Annotated in this window: 19 protein-coding genes and 1 pseudogene; 7 read left to right on the top strand and 13 right to left on the bottom strand. The window is 35.8% G+C overall.

The window, feature by feature from the left end:
* Positions 1-374, bottom strand: a pseudogene (locus tag C237_RS14435) (hypothetical protein); the annotation flags it as partial.
* Positions 375-953: 579 nt separating this feature from the next.
* Here C237_RS14435 and C237_RS0101385 point away from each other — a divergent pair.
* Positions 954-2,186 carry a cation:proton antiporter gene (locus C237_RS0101385; protein ID WP_018674698.1) on the top strand — a complete coding sequence of 411 codons (1,233 nt, stop codon included), beginning with the start codon at positions 954-956 and terminating at the stop codon, positions 2,184-2,186.
* A 5-nt stretch (positions 2,187-2,191) separates the two neighbouring features.
* Positions 2,192-3,079: a DUF72 domain-containing protein gene (locus C237_RS0101380; RefSeq protein WP_018674697.1), complete on the top strand. Its 888-nt coding sequence runs from the start codon at positions 2,192-2,194 to the stop codon at positions 3,077-3,079.
* Positions 3,080-3,101: 22 nt separating this feature from the next.
* Here the strand turns inward: C237_RS0101380 and C237_RS0101375 are convergent, their stop codons facing one another.
* The 7 genes from C237_RS0101375 to pdxA all read right to left on the bottom strand — a co-directional run bounded on the left by C237_RS0101375 (position 3,102) and on the right by pdxA (position 7,785).
* Positions 3,102-3,380: an addiction module antidote protein gene (locus C237_RS0101375; RefSeq protein ID WP_245539684.1), complete on the bottom strand. Its 279-nt coding sequence runs from the start codon at positions 3,378-3,380 to the stop codon at positions 3,102-3,104.
* Positions 3,367-3,693: a type II toxin-antitoxin system RelE/ParE family toxin gene (locus C237_RS0101370; protein ID WP_018674695.1), complete on the bottom strand. Its 327-nt coding sequence runs from the start codon at positions 3,691-3,693 to the stop codon at positions 3,367-3,369. The genes C237_RS0101375 and C237_RS0101370 overlap by 14 nt, the downstream gene beginning before the upstream one ends.
* A gap of 117 nt (positions 3,694-3,810) precedes the next feature.
* Positions 3,811-5,166: an acetyl-CoA carboxylase biotin carboxylase subunit gene (gene accC / locus C237_RS0101365; RefSeq protein WP_018674694.1), complete on the bottom strand. Its 1,356-nt coding sequence runs from the start codon at positions 5,164-5,166 to the stop codon at positions 3,811-3,813.
* A gap of 92 nt (positions 5,167-5,258) precedes the next feature.
* Positions 5,259-5,762, bottom strand: a complete 504-nt coding sequence (gene accB, locus C237_RS0101360; protein ID WP_018674693.1) for an acetyl-CoA carboxylase biotin carboxyl carrier protein — start codon at positions 5,760-5,762, stop codon at positions 5,259-5,261.
* Between the two features lie 97 nt (positions 5,763-5,859).
* Positions 5,860-6,063, bottom strand: coding sequence for a 50S ribosomal protein L32 (rpmF, locus tag C237_RS0101355; RefSeq protein WP_018674692.1), 204 nt, complete (start codon positions 6,061-6,063; stop codon positions 5,860-5,862).
* A 31-nt stretch (positions 6,064-6,094) separates the two neighbouring features.
* Positions 6,095-6,631, bottom strand: a complete 537-nt coding sequence (locus C237_RS0101350; RefSeq protein ID WP_018674691.1) for a YceD family protein — start codon at positions 6,629-6,631, stop codon at positions 6,095-6,097.
* A gap of 68 nt (positions 6,632-6,699) precedes the next feature.
* Entirely contained in the window at positions 6,700-7,785 is a 1,086-nt protein-coding gene (gene pdxA, locus C237_RS0101340) for a 4-hydroxythreonine-4-phosphate dehydrogenase PdxA (RefSeq protein ID WP_018674689.1), read from the bottom strand.
* Between the two features lie 69 nt (positions 7,786-7,854).
* Here pdxA and C237_RS0101335 point away from each other — a divergent pair, with 69 nt between their 5' ends.
* From C237_RS0101335 to C237_RS0101325, 3 genes are all read left to right on the top strand, one after another.
* Entirely contained in the window at positions 7,855-8,433 is a 579-nt protein-coding gene (locus tag C237_RS0101335) for a riboflavin synthase (RefSeq protein WP_018674688.1), read from the top strand.
* 76 nt (positions 8,434-8,509) lie between these two features.
* Entirely contained in the window at positions 8,510-9,889 is a 1,380-nt protein-coding gene (locus C237_RS0101330; protein ID WP_018674687.1) for a sensor histidine kinase, read from the top strand.
* Positions 9,890-10,603 carry a tRNA1(Val) (adenine(37)-N6)-methyltransferase gene (locus tag C237_RS0101325; RefSeq protein ID WP_018674686.1) on the top strand — a complete coding sequence of 238 codons (714 nt, stop codon included), beginning with the start codon at positions 9,890-9,892 and terminating at the stop codon, positions 10,601-10,603.
* 3 nt (positions 10,604-10,606) lie between these two features.
* On the opposite strand, the gene C237_RS0101320 is transcribed toward C237_RS0101325, so the two are convergent.
* Positions 10,607-11,317, bottom strand: a complete 711-nt coding sequence (locus C237_RS0101320) for a cell division ATP-binding protein FtsE (protein ID WP_018674685.1) — start codon at positions 11,315-11,317, stop codon at positions 10,607-10,609.
* 142 nt (positions 11,318-11,459) lie between these two features.
* A complete protein-coding gene (gene rpmH / locus C237_RS0101315; protein ID WP_018674684.1) occupies positions 11,460-11,615 on the bottom strand; it encodes a 50S ribosomal protein L34 in 156 nt (51 codons plus the stop codon).
* A gap of 258 nt (positions 11,616-11,873) precedes the next feature.
* Between rpmH and C237_RS0101305 the strand changes: the two genes are divergently transcribed.
* Positions 11,874-12,881, top strand: coding sequence for a DHH family phosphoesterase (locus C237_RS0101305; RefSeq protein ID WP_018674682.1), 1,008 nt, complete (start codon positions 11,874-11,876; stop codon positions 12,879-12,881).
* Between the two features lie 10 nt (positions 12,882-12,891).
* Positions 12,892-13,656, top strand: coding sequence for an alpha/beta fold hydrolase (locus tag C237_RS0101300; RefSeq protein ID WP_026315420.1), 765 nt, complete (start codon positions 12,892-12,894; stop codon positions 13,654-13,656).
* Here C237_RS0101300 and C237_RS0101295 read toward each other — a convergent pair.
* Genes C237_RS0101295 through ccoG form a run of 3 tightly spaced genes read right to left on the bottom strand, consistent with a single transcriptional unit; the run spans position 13,653 to position 16,321 of the window.
* On the bottom strand, positions 13,653-14,405 hold the full coding sequence (locus tag C237_RS0101295; protein ID WP_018674680.1) for a sulfite exporter TauE/SafE family protein: 753 nt from the start codon (positions 14,403-14,405) through the stop codon (positions 13,653-13,655). The genes C237_RS0101300 and C237_RS0101295 overlap by 4 nt on opposite strands.
* On the bottom strand, positions 14,396-14,854 hold the full coding sequence (locus C237_RS0101290) for a FixH family protein (RefSeq protein ID WP_018674679.1): 459 nt from the start codon (positions 14,852-14,854) through the stop codon (positions 14,396-14,398). The genes C237_RS0101295 and C237_RS0101290 overlap by 10 nt, the downstream gene beginning before the upstream one ends.
* 30 nt (positions 14,855-14,884) lie before the next feature.
* Positions 14,885-16,321, bottom strand: coding sequence for a cytochrome c oxidase accessory protein CcoG (ccoG, locus tag C237_RS0101285; protein ID WP_018674678.1), 1,437 nt, complete (start codon positions 16,319-16,321; stop codon positions 14,885-14,887).
* Positions 16,322-16,333: the final 12 nt, after the last annotated feature.

Genomic DNA, 16,333 nt, shown 5'->3' with positions numbered 1-16,333 from the left:
AAAAAACGCCCTGCCCCCAGATATATAACACACAACTTAAAGAAAATGAGGACAGGGCTACAGCCCATGGCAAGGAATGCCAAAGAAAGGGCTGCAATATTTTGGCTGTAAGCCGTAGGCTTTAAGCCTAAGGCAAGGTTTGAGTTTTGAGTGATGAGTTTTGAGTAACTTGTGGCTTTCAACTTATGGCCTACGACGAGGTTTGAATAGCTTATAGCCTTCGGCTTACTGCCTTCAGCAAGGTAAAAGTGAAAAGGGTTAAGTGATAAGTGGCTTCCTGCATTCGGCTTACGGCCTAAAGCGAGTAAGGAGTGATAAATTTTAAGTTTTGAGTGGCTTGTTGCTTTCTGCTTACTGCCTAAAGCAAATATCAAGTGATTGCCTGAAGCCTTTAGCCTACGGCATATAGCCGTAAAATCTAAAAGACTTCTGTTTGTTTTTTTAGAAAAAAGGTTGTATAATACGCGCGTTACGCGGGATTTAACTTGTGTGTGTGTGTGTGTGTGTGTGTGTGTGTGTGTGTGTGTGTGTGTTTACACAATTTTCTGAAACCACCAAATTATTGGGGTAGTTTTTTTGAGAAATTTTTATGTTGCTGGTATTGCGTGTCATAACGGCGACAAAGGTACAATAATTTTTTTATTGTGCAAGAAAATTTAGAAATTAGAGCTTGGATATTAGATTTTAGAAGAATTATAAATGCTAAATTATAAATTAAAAGTGAAGAGTTAAAAGTTTTGAGTAGCTTACTGCTTAAAGCCTACCGCCTATAGCAATTTAAAATGCTAAATGATAGATTATAAATGAAGTGAGGAGGGTTAAGTGGTAAGGAGTAGATTGTTGCCTACCGCCTATGATTCTAAAGTTTTTATCTATCTATGTTTTTTTCGTAAATTCGCCACAAATTTTATGGCTTTAAGCCTTTTTTATTTAAGCGATATAAACTATTCGTTATGAGTTCTTATACTATATTTATTTTATTGATTGGGATGTCCGCAGCATTCTCTTATATCAACCAAAAGTTTTTAAAACTTCCCTTCGTTATTGGATTGTTTTTCTTGTCTACCGCGCTTTCTTTGGTGGTGGTAACCTCTCAGTTTTGGTTGGATTTACATATTGAAGAAATTGAAGCCTACCTTACAGCAGCGAATATCGATAAACTGATCATCGATATTTTCCTTGGCTTTTTGCTTTTTGCAGGGGCTCTACATACCAACTGGGGCGATTTAAAATCTCAAATTAAATCCATTGCCAGTTATGCTTTGGGGGGGGTCATTTTATCTACCATCATTATTGCAGAGCTATTTTATTATGCCTCACAACTATTAGGCTTGGAAATTAGTTTTATTTATTGTCTAATTTTTGGAGCGCTTATTTCACCAACCGACCCCATTGCCGTATTAGGTATTTTAAAACAAGCAGGCGTTCCTAAAAAAACAGAATCCATCATCGTAGGAGAAAGTTTGTTTAATGATGGGATTGGTGTAGTATTATTTATTGCTTTGATTGATACCTTAAAAGTCGGTGATTTTGAAGTGGCACATTTCGGTATGCTGTTCGTAAAAGAAGCGATTGGTGGCGTACTACTAGGTTTGGTATATGGTTATTTATTACATATTTTACTCAAAAGTATCGACCACTACGAAACTGAAGTATTATTGACTTTAGCCTTTGTAATGGGAGGCTATTCTTTAGCTAATTACTTCCATATTTCTGGGGCATTATCTATGGTAGTTATGGGGCTGATGGTGGGAAATTTCCGTAAAAAAATTGCTATGAGCGATACGACGGAAGAATATGTTCATAAGTTCTGGGAATTGGTAGATGTGATACTCAACGCCTTATTATTTATTGTAATTGCCTTTGTACTCATCGTAGTTGACTTTGAAATAAGATATGTTGTATTGGGTATTTCAGCCTTGGTGATTGTATTGCTTACCCGAGCGTTTTTGGTCTATACACCGCTTAAAACTTTTCCAAAATTTTTAAGATTGAGCAGAAATGATGCAAAAATCATCTCTTGGGGCGGACTAAGAGGGGGACTTTCTCTAGCCTTAGTCTTATCATTACCTCCATCAGAAACCAAAAATATTCTTCTCGTAGCGACTTATATTACGGTATTATTTAGTATTTTGGTTCAAGGTTTAACGATTGGAAAAGTAGCGCAATCCTCATCTAAAAAATAGATCGTATGAAATTTGGACAAGTCCCAGACCCTAGCATTATCGATTTCACTTTACCCCGCCCCCACCCTGATACCATAAAGGTTTTGGGCTATCAAGAGGCTAAAGAATTAGACATTTCTATCGGCTGTGCAAAGTGGAATAGAACGGATTTAAAAGGATTCTACCCAAGAGGTACTAAAGACGAATTAACTTATTATTCCACTCAGTTTAATGCTATTGAGATGAATGCCACTTTTTATGGGTTGCCATCTCCTGAGCAAGTGGAAATTTGGCGAGACAAAACACCCGCTGACTTTAAGTTTTTTCCGAAGATAATCAATACGGTATCGCATTATAGAAGGTTGATTAATGTAGACGATGTAGTGACTCAATATGCCACTTCTATTTTAAACTTTAATGAAAAGTTGGGAATGGTATTCCTACAATTGCACGATAATTTTAAACCTAAAAACTGGGATAGACTAGAAAGTTTTGTTAAAAAATGGCCTCAGGAACTACCATTGGCTATTGAATTGAGAAATGAAGAATGGTTTTCGGATGATACTATTTTTGAAGAGACTTGCAGCTTGTTTAAAGCGCATAATATTACCAATATTTTAGTGGATACCGCTGGGCGTAGAGATATGCTCCATATGCGACTGACTACCCCAACGGCTTTTGTACGCTATGTGGGTGCCAATGCAGAATCCGACTACACCCGATTGGACGATTGGATTAACCAAATTGAACAATGGAAAACCCAAGGGTTACAACATTTGTATTTCTTTGTTCATCAAAATGTAGAGAAAGCCTCACCGCTTTTGTCTGCTTATTTTATTGAAAAACTTAATACAAGATTGGGAGTTAATTTAACCATTCCTAAAATGACAAAGGAAACACCAACTTTGTTTTAGAGTAACACTTAAGACTATTATTTTAAGTAGTAATGGGACTTATTTTAATTTGTCCACCTATAGCTTTTAATACTTTCATTATCGTAGAAAATTGTGGTTTCGCACCATTGGATAATGCTTTATAAAGGCTTGGTCTACTCATGCCTGTTTCTTCAGCAATTTTTGTCATTCCTATAGTTTTTGCAATTTCCCCTATGGCTACTATAAGGTCTGCATCATTACCCTCTTCTAGAACAGTGTTTAAATATTCTGCAATAATTTCATTATTATCTAAATAATTTGAAATACTAAATTTCGTCATTTCCATTTTTTATTTTATGTTTTATTTCGTCCCAAAACTGCTTTGCGGCATCTATATCCTTTTGCTGTGTAGACTTATCTCCACCTACTAGCAAGATAATCATCATGCCCTCTACTTTTTTCAAATAAATTCTATATCCTTTAGCATAATTAATTCGGAGTTCAATGATTCCATTTCCTACTGACTTACAATCCCCAAAATGTTCATCATATTGTAACTTTTGAATTCTAAATAAAATTTTAGACTTTGCCTTTAGATCCTTAAGTTTCCTTAACCATTTGTCAAATGCTTCTGTTGTTCTAATATCATACATCAAATGTATCTTTATGGATACAAAAATAATACTTTTTTTCTTAGAAAAGAAATTTAAAATAAAAAATCGGCTTCAAAATGTATTGAAGCCGATTTTGTATCTAATTAAGAATGAGGATTACATACTTTCGTAATCTTTACTCATTTTAAAATCTTCCATAAATTTGGTTGTGTAGTTTCCTGCTACAAAGTCAGGGTCGTCCATTAGTTGTCTATGGAATGGCACTGTAGTTTTGATACCTTCAATATAGAATTCTTCTAATGCACGCTTCATTTTTGCAATCGCTTCCTCACGGGTTTGTGCCGTAGTAATCAATTTTGCAATCATAGAATCGTAATTAGATGGAATGGTATATCCTGCATACACATGCGTATCTACACGCACACCATGCCCGCCAGGAATATTGAGATTTTTGATTTTACCTGGGCTAGGTCTAAAGCCATTAAACGGATCCTCTGCATTAATTCTACATTCTATAGAATGTAACTTAGGGAAATGGTTTTTCCCAGATATATGCACTCCCGAAGCTAATAAAATCTGCTCCCGAATTAAGTCGTAATCAATAACTTGTTCAGTAATAGGATGTTCTACTTGGATACGCGTATTCATTTCCATAAAATAGAAATTTCTATGCTTATCCACTAGAAACTCGATCGTTCCCACACCTTCGTAGCCGATATATTCTGCGGCTTTTACTGCCGCTTCACCCATTTTTTCACGAAGTTCATCCGTCATAAAAGGGGAAGGGGTTTCTTCTGTTAATTTTTGGTTTCTACGCTGTACAGAGCAATCTCTCTCGGACAAGTGACACGCCTTTCCATATTGATCGCCTGCAATTTGGATTTCAATATGCCGAGGCTCTTCAATCAACTTTTCCATATACATTCCACCATTACCAAATGCCGCTACTGCTTCCTGAATGGCAGAGTCCCAGTGATCTTTTAGGTCTTCTGCTTTCCATACTGCACGCATACCTTTGCCACCACCACCTGCAGTGGCTTTAATCATGACTGGGTAGCCTATTTCCTCAGCGATTTTAGCCGCTTCTTCATAAGAGTCTATCAGACCATCGGAACCAGGTACACAAGGAATCCCCGCTTCTTTCATCGTGGCTTTAGCCGTTGCCTTGTCTCCCATTCTTTCAATTTGCTCTGGACTAGCACCTATGAATTTAATATTGTTTTTTTGGCATATTCTAGAAAAGTTAGCATTTTCTGATAAAAATCCGTATCCTGGGTGTATGGCATCAGCATTTGTGATTTCTGCCGCTGCTAAAATATTAGGAATACTTAAATAAGAATCTTTACTTGCCGGTGGTCCTATACATACCGCTTCGTCTGCAAAACGAACATGAAGGCTATCTTTATCCGCAGTGGAATATACCGCCACAGTTTTGATGCCCATTTCTCTACAAGTACGAAGAATACGCATAGCGATTTCTCCACGGTTGGCAATTAATATTTTTTTAAACATAATTTTAATTAGTTAATTAGACCATCTAATGATTATACAAAAGTTATGAAGCTAAAAAGTATAAACTTCTTTTTTCTAACTTCTAATTAAACTTATGATGGATCCACTAAGAATAGAGGCTGGTCGTATTCTACTGGGGTAGCATCGTCCACTAGAATCTTAACGATTTTACCACTCACCTCACTTTCAATTTGGTTGAATAGTTTCATGGCTTCGATTACGCAAACCACCTTTCCTTCGGTTACGCTATCGCCTACATTTACAAACACCTCTTTATCTGGTGCTGGTTTTCTGTAGAATGTACCAATCATAGGGGATTTGATGGCAATATACTTGCTATCGTCATCTGCTTTAGGTTCTGCTGCTGGAGTAGCGACAGGCGTTGAGGCAGGTTGTGCCGCAGGCACTGCAGGTTGTGCAGGCATCGTAGGCTGTGCCATTGGCATCGCTTGTTGTACATAAGTTACCCCGCTAGCATTATTAGATGCACTAGGGTTTTTGATGCTAATTTCGTAATCGTTAGTTTTGTATTTAACCTCTGAAACCTCTGATTTGGAAACAAATTTTATAAGGTTTTGTAAATCTTTTAAATCCATAGATGTGTATTTTAATTGTTCAAATATAATAACAAAAACCACTCAATCCAAAAAAAAGAGTGGTTTTTATGCATAAAATAATTTTCTCTACAGAGGACTAGTTTTCTTCTGTAGTTTCTACTTCTTTTTCCAATACTACTTTACCTCTGTAGTAAAGTTTACCTTCGTGCCAGTGTGCTCTGTGATAAAGGTGCATTTCTCCTGTAGTAGCATCTTTTGCTAGCTGAGGCGTTTCCGCTTTGTAATGCGTTCTTCTTTTATCTCTTCTGGTTGACGACTGTCTTCTTTTAGGATGTGCCATTATTACAAATTTTTTATTATCTAATTATTTTTTAATTCTTATTTTTTAATTTCTGAAGCGCTGCCCATCTTGGGTCAATTTCTTCCGAAGACGCTTCATCTTCTTCTTCAAATTTAGGACTATATTGTTCCAGTAGTGCTTCATATTCATCATTCTCTTCTGCTTCTGGCGATACTTTTTTCATTGGAATCGCTAGGGTAATGGCTTCATAAATCAACTGCGCTACATTAAACTGATGATCAGAGGATGGTATCGTAATGACTTCTGCATCACTATCATCATACTCTGACCCGAATTTAATTAATACTTCAATGGTATTCTCTATAGGCTGTGTATATGGCATACCACTAATATCACATATCAAATCTACTGTTCCGTTTATAGACAAGACTAATTCCATAAATGTAGAATGCTTATCCAAAACGACAGTTCCCAATACTTTGGTATGATCCAACTCAATATCAGTCCCAAACAAATGAAAAAACGATTGCTCTATCTCAAACTCAAAATGATGTTTTCCATTCTTTAAGCCTGAGAAAACTATTTCGTATGCTTTAAATTTTTCCATAAAAAATGGTTTGCAAAAATAAGGTATTTTTTTTATATAACAAAATATTTTTAAAGCGTCTAAAAATCTTAACGATCATCTCTCGGCAAATCCTCATCTTTTCCAGATCGTTTATCCTCTCTACTGATGAGTCTATTGGACATCAGCGCTTCATATTCTTTGCGATTTTTAAAAATTTCAATTGCTGTAAATACTGCTTCTTCAAACGAAGTGGAATCTGCTTTATTTTCCCCTGCAATATCATAAGCCGTCCCATGGTCTGGCGAGGTTCGGATAAATGGTAGCCCCGCAGTATAATTTACCCCACTTTCATACGCAATCGTTTTAAATGGTGCTAATCCTTGATCATGGTACATGGCTAAAACGGCATCAAAATTTCTATACTTTTCTGGTTGAAAAAAGCTATCCGCAGGATAAGGTCCAAACGCCATTAGCCCTTCTTCAAAACTTTCTTGAATCGCCGGCGTAATGATTTCTATTTCCTCTTTCCCAATGGCACCGCCATCACCCGCATGTGGATTAAGCCCTAACACCGCAATTTTAGGTTTCTCTATACAGAAATCTTTTTTTAGAGTGTCATTAAGAATTTTAAGCTGCTGTTTTATTTTATCTTTATTAATATTTTGAGCCACTTCTGCTACAGGAATATGGTGTGTAGACACCGCTACTTTTAAATCCTCCGTCACCAAAAACATCAAACCTTTAGTCCCTAACTGATGTTCTAAATATCCTGTATGTCCCGCAAAACCGAAGCCTAATTTCATCATTTCGTCTTTGTTAATCGGTGCAGTAACCAAAACATCAATCACTTCGGATTTTAAAGCCTTAGTAGCTGCCTCTAAAGAATCTATTGCCATTTTTGTAGACTCTTCCGTAGGCGTTCCCAAATCTACATTCACATTGTCTTTCCAAAGATTAACGATATTAATCTTTCCAGCTACAGCATCTTCCGCTTGGTTTATGTAATGAAAATTAGCTTGAATTTTAAAAATATTTTTTTGATATGAAAACAATTTCCCAGAACCAAAAATAATGGGCGTAAAAAAATCAGTAATGGCTTTATCCCTTAAAGTTTTTAGGATAATTTCAGGACCAATCCCATTATAATCCCCTACAGAAATTCCCACTCTTGGCTTGTGATGTTTGTTACTCATATTTAATTTATATCTTATTAAATGCTTATCTTTGTTTTCTAAAGTTACAAATTTAACAAAAAAAATAATATGTTTACAGGAATTGTAGAGGCAGTAGGAAAAGTGGAACGCATAGAACACGAAGGCACGAATATCAATTTCACGCTAAGTTGTCCGTTAAGTTCCGAATTGAAAATAGACCAAAGTCTTGCCCATAATGGCTGTTGCCTTACCGTAGTTAAAGTTTCTGATTCCCAATATCAAGTGACAGCGATACAAGAAACTCTAAACAAAACCAATCTCGGCGATTGGAAAGTGGGCACTATGGTTAACCTAGAACGATGTATGGTTATGAATGGACGACTAGATGGACACATTGTACAAGGGCATGTAGATACGATAGGTCAGGTGGTTTCCATCATTGAAAAAGATGGCAGTTTTTTAGTTACTATAAGTTATAATGCAGATTTTGTAACCGTACCCCAAGGCTCTATTACAGTCAATGGTATTAGCCTAACGGTAGCCAAAAGTGAATCTCAGCAATTTAGCGTGGCGATAATTCCTTATACTTGGGAGTTTACCAATATGCAACATTTGAAAGCTGGTGATAGTGTCAATCTAGAATTCGATATTATTGGTAAATATGTTGCAAAATTAATTCAGCACTAATATGCCCATTAGTTACAAAAGTTTTAGTATAAGAAATAGAATTTTCATTGGCTTCTTACTCATTTGTGCTCTCAGCATGATAGGCTCTTCTCTTATTTCCTATATTATTATCAGGCGTACTGCGGTAATTCAAAATAAAATTGAAATGCAAAAAACTGCAGAAGCCCTTACTGCTTCTTTGGATTATGCGGTGAGCCGAGACTATGTTACTCCAAAAAACCTAAAAGCTACTCTTCAAAATAAAATAAAAGAAATAGCAGATATCCACAGTCATGATATTGTAATTTATGATTTAGAAGGTCATTTTCTGCTATCTAATAAGCCCCCTAACCTTATAAAACAAAAAGAAATTCCCACCAATATTCTGCTTAAAGTTTTAAAATCAGACTCTAGAATGGACATCACCATTGATGGTAATTTTAAAAATAAATCGGTAACTTCTTCTTATATTATTCTTAAAAATAATATTTTCGAGCCTATTGGTATCGTCTATTACCCCTCTTACCATAGTGTAAATATTTATAAAGATATCTTTGACCAGTACATCAATAATATTCTAATATTCAATATCATACTTATCAGCATCAGTATTTTCTTTAGTTGGTTTATATCTAAAAGAATTACCCGAAACCTGAGTAAAGTTTCGGAAATCATCAACAAAATCAGTTTATTTGATAAGCAAGTAAGCCCTATTCGCTACCATAGAAATGATGAAATTGGTATTTTGGTAAAAGCATATAATAGTTTAATCTTTCAAATTGATGCACAAAAAGAACGCCTTTCTCATATCGAAAAGGAAACCGCTTGGCGAGAAATGGCAAAACAAGTTGCCCACGAGGTAAAAAACCCACTAACTCCAATGAAACTTCAAATCCAAAATTTTGAAAGAAAATTTGATTGCAACGATCCCAATATAGACACCAAAGTAAAGGAACTTAGCGAATCTATGATTAATCAAATTGATATTATTTCTAGAGTGGCAACGGCATTTTCTGAGTTTGCTAAACTACCTAAACGAGAGGATGAACGCCTAAATCTAAATGAAGAAATTAAAAATATCATTACTATTTTTGATGATAAAGCCATACATTTTCATGCCAACCAGAAAAATATCATCTATCATATAGACCAATCATTTTTCACTCGAATTATCAATAATCTTGTGACTAATGCAATACAAGCGGAAGCCGAATCTAGAAAACTCATCATCAATATAGATTTGGAAAACCGCACCAACCATATCCGACTCACCATAGAGGACAATGGCGAAGGGATACCACCTAATAAAATCAACCGAATTTTTGAACCGAATTTTACTTCTAAGTCCAACGGAATGGGATTAGGATTGACCATGGTAAAGAAAATGATAGAAGACTACAAAGGAACCATAGAAGTAAAAACCGAAGTGAATCGCGGGACAAAATTTATTATTACCCTGCCTAAAGAACAAGCCTAAATGTCGTCTTTAAAGCCTTTTCATTTTCAGCAATTTTCCATTGCCCAATCGAAAGCCGTATTTCGTGTAGGCACTGATGCCGTGTTATTAGGAGCTTTGGCATTCACTAATTTTAAAAATCCAATAGGCAAAACTTTAGAAATCGGTACAGGCACTGGAATCATCAGCTTGATGCTAGCCCAGCGCTTTAATCACTTCAATATTACGGGAATAGATTATAACCCAGACGCCGCCCATCTAACTGCTTTAAATTTTAAAAATGCCCCTTTTAAAGATAGATTATCGGCTAACAAAGGCGATATTAAAACTTTCAAATCCGAATTTTTATTTGATTTCATCGTATGCAACCCACCTTATTTTGAAATCAACACTTCTACTAAAGACAGCATCGCTAGACAACAAATACAGCTCAATTTCGAGGACTTAATTCTTAATGCTTCAAGATTATTACCCCCAACGGGACTTTTTAGCGTTATTATCCCTTATGAGTCTAAGACCCTATTCGAGACATTAGCCCAAAAACATTCCCTTTTCCTCCATAGAGAAGTCTTAATTACTGGGATTGAGGGCGGTTCTATAAGGCGTGTGATTTTAGAATTTTCAAAACAGCCTATTGTTAAAGCTACAACAGAACATTTTACCATAGAAAAAAGTCCGAGACAATACTCGGACCAATATATAGAAGCCACAAAGGCTTTTCATATTTTCAAATAAAATTTATTCAAATAATTCTGCGGTATCCAACACATGGACTTTACCTTCATTGCATCTAATGGCTTCGCCAGGGAAGTTTTGTATCATATGATAATCGTGAGTTGCCATCACTACCGCTGCATGATTTTCTTGTGCCACTTGCTTAAGCAGCGTCATAATATCGTTAGAAGTTTCTGGGTCTAAATTCCCCGTCGGTTCATCGGCTAAAATTAACTCTGGTTTATTAAGCAATGCCCTTGCAATAGCCACACGCTGCTGCTCACCGCCCGAAAGTTCATGTGGCATTTTGTGTTTTTTGGTTTTCATCCCCACACTAGACAACACTTCGTTGATGCGGTCGTCCATTCTTTTTTTATCACTCCAGCCCGTTGCTTTTAAAACGAACTCTAGATTTTTCTCTACATTACGATCGGTAAGCAATTGGAAGTCTTGGAATACAATCCCCAACTTTCTTCTAAGATTGGGAATATCCGAAGTTCTCAAAGTTGCCAAATCGAATCCTGCCACTTTGCCTCTACCCTCTTTCAAAGGTAAATGCCCATACAATACCTTTAAAAGTGAACTTTTACCAGAGCCTGTTTTTCCAATTAAATAGCAAAAACGCCCTTTTTTGATATCCAAATTCACTTCATCTAAAACAGTGAAATTTTTCTGAACGATTTTAGCATTTTTAAGTGTGATGATGCTGTCCCCTTCGTTTTGAGTATGTGGCATTGCGTAAGATTTTAATATTAATAGCGGTTTCAAAAATAAGAAAAACTTTTGAAGCCTTGGTATATTTTAGTAAATTTTAACAACAAAAAGTGCTTGAAATAAAAGTTTTCAAGCACTTTAGTATAATTTTAAAACATAGAACTTATCTCTTAGCGCGTGCAGCACTTACAGTGAGTCTTTTTCTACCTTTAGCTCTTCTAGCTGCCAATACGCGTCTTCCATTAGGCGTAGACATTCTTTCACGGAATCCGTGCTTATTTCTTTTCTTTCTTTCTGATGGTTGGAATGTTCTTTTCATAATATTGTCGTCTTAATCTCTAAATTTGAAGTGTATTAAAAAATAAAATACGCGCCTCTTTTCTCAGGAGGCAAAAAACTGAGTGCAAATATACAATGTTTTTTTGGAACCACAAATGGAATACATAAATATTTTTTTTATTCAAAGCTGAATGACTTATGGCTCTGTTAGAATTTTAAAAATTGAACCCCATTTAGAAAGATTTTTTCATCCCTTTGCCTTATCTTTGTTTTTTCATTTCTAAAAAAATCTATTTTCATGTTTACAACGGAAGAAATTTCTGATATCAAAACTTTACTAAATCCTCAAAATAAAATTGTAATTGTAACCCATTACAACCCAGATGGCGATGCCATAGGTTCTAGTTTGGGATTAAAACATTTTTTAAGAATCCTCAATATTGAGGCAGAAGTAGTGGTACCAAACGATTTTCCGAAATTTCTAAAGTGGATGCCCGAAGCAAAAAAAATTACCATTACCGAATACAAAAAGAAAAAGGCTTCGGAACTCATCAAACATGCAGATGTTATTTTTTGTTTGGATTTCAATACCCTTTCTAGAATTGGCATTGTAGGCGATTGGATTGCACACGCTAAGGCGAAAACCATACTCATCGACCATCATCAACAGCCCGACAGGTTTGATTATATCTATTCTGATACCACCATCCCAGCTACTTCGCAAATGGTCTATCATTTTATAGAAGCCTTAGCACTCACCTCTAATATGAATGAGGCGATTGCCAATTGTCTTTATACTGGTATTATGACGGATACTGGTGGTTTTAGGTTCCGCTCTACAAGTGCAACAACGCACCGCATTATAGCCCATCTAATAGAACATGGCGCCGAACCAGACATTATTTCATCTAATACTTGGGATACCAATTCTCTTTCAAGGCTCCAACTTTTATCTTTGATATTAGGCAGAATGGAAGTTGTTCATGATGGTACAGTGGCTATTATTTGGCTAAAGCGTTCAGAATTAAAAGAATTTGGATTCCAAAAAGGTGATACTGATGGCTTTGTAAACTATGGTCTTAGCATTGCTGGAACTAAAATGGCAGTCTTCTTTATGGAAGATTTGTACGAAGATTTTATTAAAATTTCTTTTAGAAGCAAAGGCAATGTAGATGTGAACCAATTTGCGAGAAAATACTTTAATGGAGGTGGACACATCAACGCTGCAGGGGGTAAATACTTTAAAAGTATAGAAGATACGATTGCAGATTTTAAAAAACATATTGAAACCGACCCTATTGTTTAAATCTAATACCATGTTGAATTACGACATCTCTGGTCACGGTAATGAAGTTTTGGTATTACTCCATGGTTTTATGGAAAATAATACCATTTGGGAAGATATGGCTCCTTTTCTATCGGGGTTTAAATTGTTGAAAATAGACTTGCCTGGTCATGGTCAATCCTCAATACCAGACACTACGGAAATACTTACTATGGCAACAATGGCAACAGAAGTTAAACAAGTGACTGATGCCTTAGGATTAACCTCTTTTCATTTGCTAGGTCACTCCATGGGTGGTTATGTTAGTTTAGCATTTGCAGAGCAGTATCCAGAATATCTTAAAAGCCTTAGTTTATTTTTTTCCACTTATTTTCCAGACAGCGAAGAGAAAAAAGTTCAACGCCAAAAGAGTTTTAGAATTATTTTAGAAAGTTTTCAAACTTATGTTAAAGCAGGCGTTCCGCTCCTCTTTAATCCTAATAAACGAGAAGCCTTAAAACCTAAGATTGACTTAGCGAAAAAAATTGCCTTAAATACAAAACCTGAAAATGCATTAGCCGCAGTAAAAGGCATGATAGAACGCACCGATAAACGGCATATTCTGGAACAACTTGATATTCCCATTTTGATATTTGCTGGAATTTATGATACCGCTGTAAATACCGAGATGACCATTAATCATCTTCCTCAAAAGAAAAATATACAATCTTATCTGCTGGATTGTGGACATAATGGACATTGGGAAGCCCCAGAAGCTTGTGCTGAAATCCTTAATTCGGTACTTCTAGAACATTAGTGGCAACAACTTTCCGTGGTTGTACTATGGCAACTTTCACCCGTTTTACCCTGTTCTGTAATTTGTAATGAAGTCTTTTTAGGCGATACATAAGGAATCCCAACTTCCATCCCTCTAAGTATGAACAACCCGCCCAGTACAATCATAAGAACTGGAACGACTTTTAATATGGTACTCCTAACGGCTGCATTTAATAAATTACCAAAAAGTACCGTGGCAAACATAAATGGAATAGTTCCCAATCCAAACAAAGTCATAAATAAAGCCCCTTGCCAAATTCCTCCTGATGTTAAAGATGCGGTAAGCGCCATATACACCATACCACAAGGCAACAGCCCATTCAGCACCCCAGTTAAAAATCTTGAGGAGTAATCTTTTTTAGCGAGTAATTTACCTAAATTAAGTTTTACTTTGAGTAATAATTGGGATAACCATGGAATTTTTGAGGCAAAATCACCAGAACTAAATGAAAATAGTGCCATAACCACCAAAAGTATACCTGCTAAAATCGTTAGCCAACTTTGGAAGCCTGCCATTTGAAATCCCTCACCCACGAAACCTACAATGGCTCCTAAAATGGTATAGGTAAACACACGCCCCAACTGGTAAGTCATATTCTGAAGATGAAAACTCACTTGCTCACTTTTAGATAAACCTAAAGAAAGGGCTATAGGACCACACATACCAATACAATGGAACCCTGTAGTGAATCCTAATGTAAGTGCTGCTATGACGAGTGTTAGTTCCATAAAACTTCGTAGTCTACTTGATAATTTTTATTATCTTTTGTCCACATCAACTTCAAAATATATGCCCCTTTTACTAATACCTTACTCGGAATGAGAAATGTGTTATCGGCATTTAGTTGAATATCTTTTTTAATATCCAAACGCTGATCGTCTACTCGGTAGAGTATAAATCGAACTTTGGAATTTTGGTTATTAATATCTTTTGGAAAAGAGATTTTAATACCGTTCGTATTGAGTTTGTATTCAGGGATTTGTTCTAGAGTTGCGGCATTATTTTTAGCATCGATTACTTTTTGGTAGCCTAATTCTTCTTCGTAATAATCATCCGACACTAATTCTGAATTTTGCTGACCATGTGAAAACACAAAAATCAAATACAAAATAAATATAATAAAAGAGGCTAATGCAACGACCACGCCGTGTCCCCATGAGAACTTAAATTTTTTCATAACTATTTTTGCTTAAGTTAGGAATACTGGCTAAAACTGCATCTTGAACTCACCTTGGAAATAAGTATCGTAAGTGGTTACCAATTCACCTTTTTCGTTATACACTCCAATAGTTAATTTCTGCTTAGAGCTTTTAATCACGGATTTTGGAAAACTGATATTGACCGTTCCTTTGGACATTTTATCCCTTTTAAGTTTAATTTTTTCACCATCACTAAAGGTAACTTTTCCTTGCTCTGGCTCTATTACCTTAAAGGTCACAACCTTATCCGTATTGGATTTATTTAGTAAGGTATAATTAAAGGTATTGGTAATTTCATTGCCATTCATAAAGTAACTACTTCCCGCAGGTCTAATGAATTTAGCTTCCAAATCGCCTCTACTATAAGTGATAAAGCCTAGGAATGATACTAGTGCAATCAAAACAAAAGTATAGGCTTTCATTCTCGTGGTAAACTTGAATTTTCTACCTTGTTCTATTTCGTCTTCGGTAGCATATCGGATTAAACCTTTAGGCAAACCTACTTTTTCCATCACTTCATTACAAGCATCAATACAAGCCGTACAATTGATACATTCTAATTGTTGCCCATCTCTAATATCTATCCCTGTAGGACATACCACCACACACTGATTACAGTCGATACAATCACCTTTACCGAGTGCTGCACGATCTTCATTTTTTCTCCATTTGGAACGATTTTCTCCTCGTTTAAAATCGTAATAGACATTAATGGTTTGCTTATCAATCAATACCCCTTGTAATCTACCATAAGGACAAACTAGGGTACATACCTGCTCTCTAAACCACGCAAACACAAAATAAAATGCCCCTGTAAAAAGAATCATCACTAGAAAATTAGTAGGATATTCTACAGGCCCCGCCTGCATAATGCGGAGGACTTCATCCTTACCCACAATATACATAAACATAAAGTGAGTCACCAACATAGAAATGACTACATAGATAGACCACTTGAGTAGTCTTTTTCTAATCTTCTCCCCATTCCATGGTTGTTTGTCTAGCTTGATTTGTTTGTTTCTATCTCCTTCAATCCAATATTCTATTTTACGGAATACGCCTTCCATAAAAATAGTTTGAGGACAAATCCATCCGCAGAATATTCTACCAAAAACTACGGTAAAAACAATAATGAAAACGATGGAAGTAATGGCACCTAGCGCCAAGATAAAAAAGTCCTGAGGATAGAACGGTTGTCCTAGAATATAAAACTCTCTATCCAAAATATTGATTAACAGAAAAGGATTACCATTAATCTTAACAAAAGGTAAAATAAAAAAAACGGCTAATAAGAAAACAGTGACTAAGTTTCTGTAATTGGTATACTTACCCCCTGGTTTTTTTGGATAAACCCACTTTCTTTTCCCCGTATTATCCATTGTTCCTACGGAATCTCGGAAAGTTGTAGCTTCTATTACAGCACCTGTAGTTTTATTATCAGCCATTTTTTTTAGAAT

It is taken from the genome of Riemerella columbina DSM 16469 (assembly GCF_000374405.1).
In the GTDB taxonomy this organism is placed as follows: Bacteria; Bacteroidota; Bacteroidia; order Flavobacteriales; family Weeksellaceae; genus Riemerella; species Riemerella columbina.
Note: the sequence above shows the minus strand (reverse complement) of the source record. Positions and strands in the feature narration are given on the sequence as shown.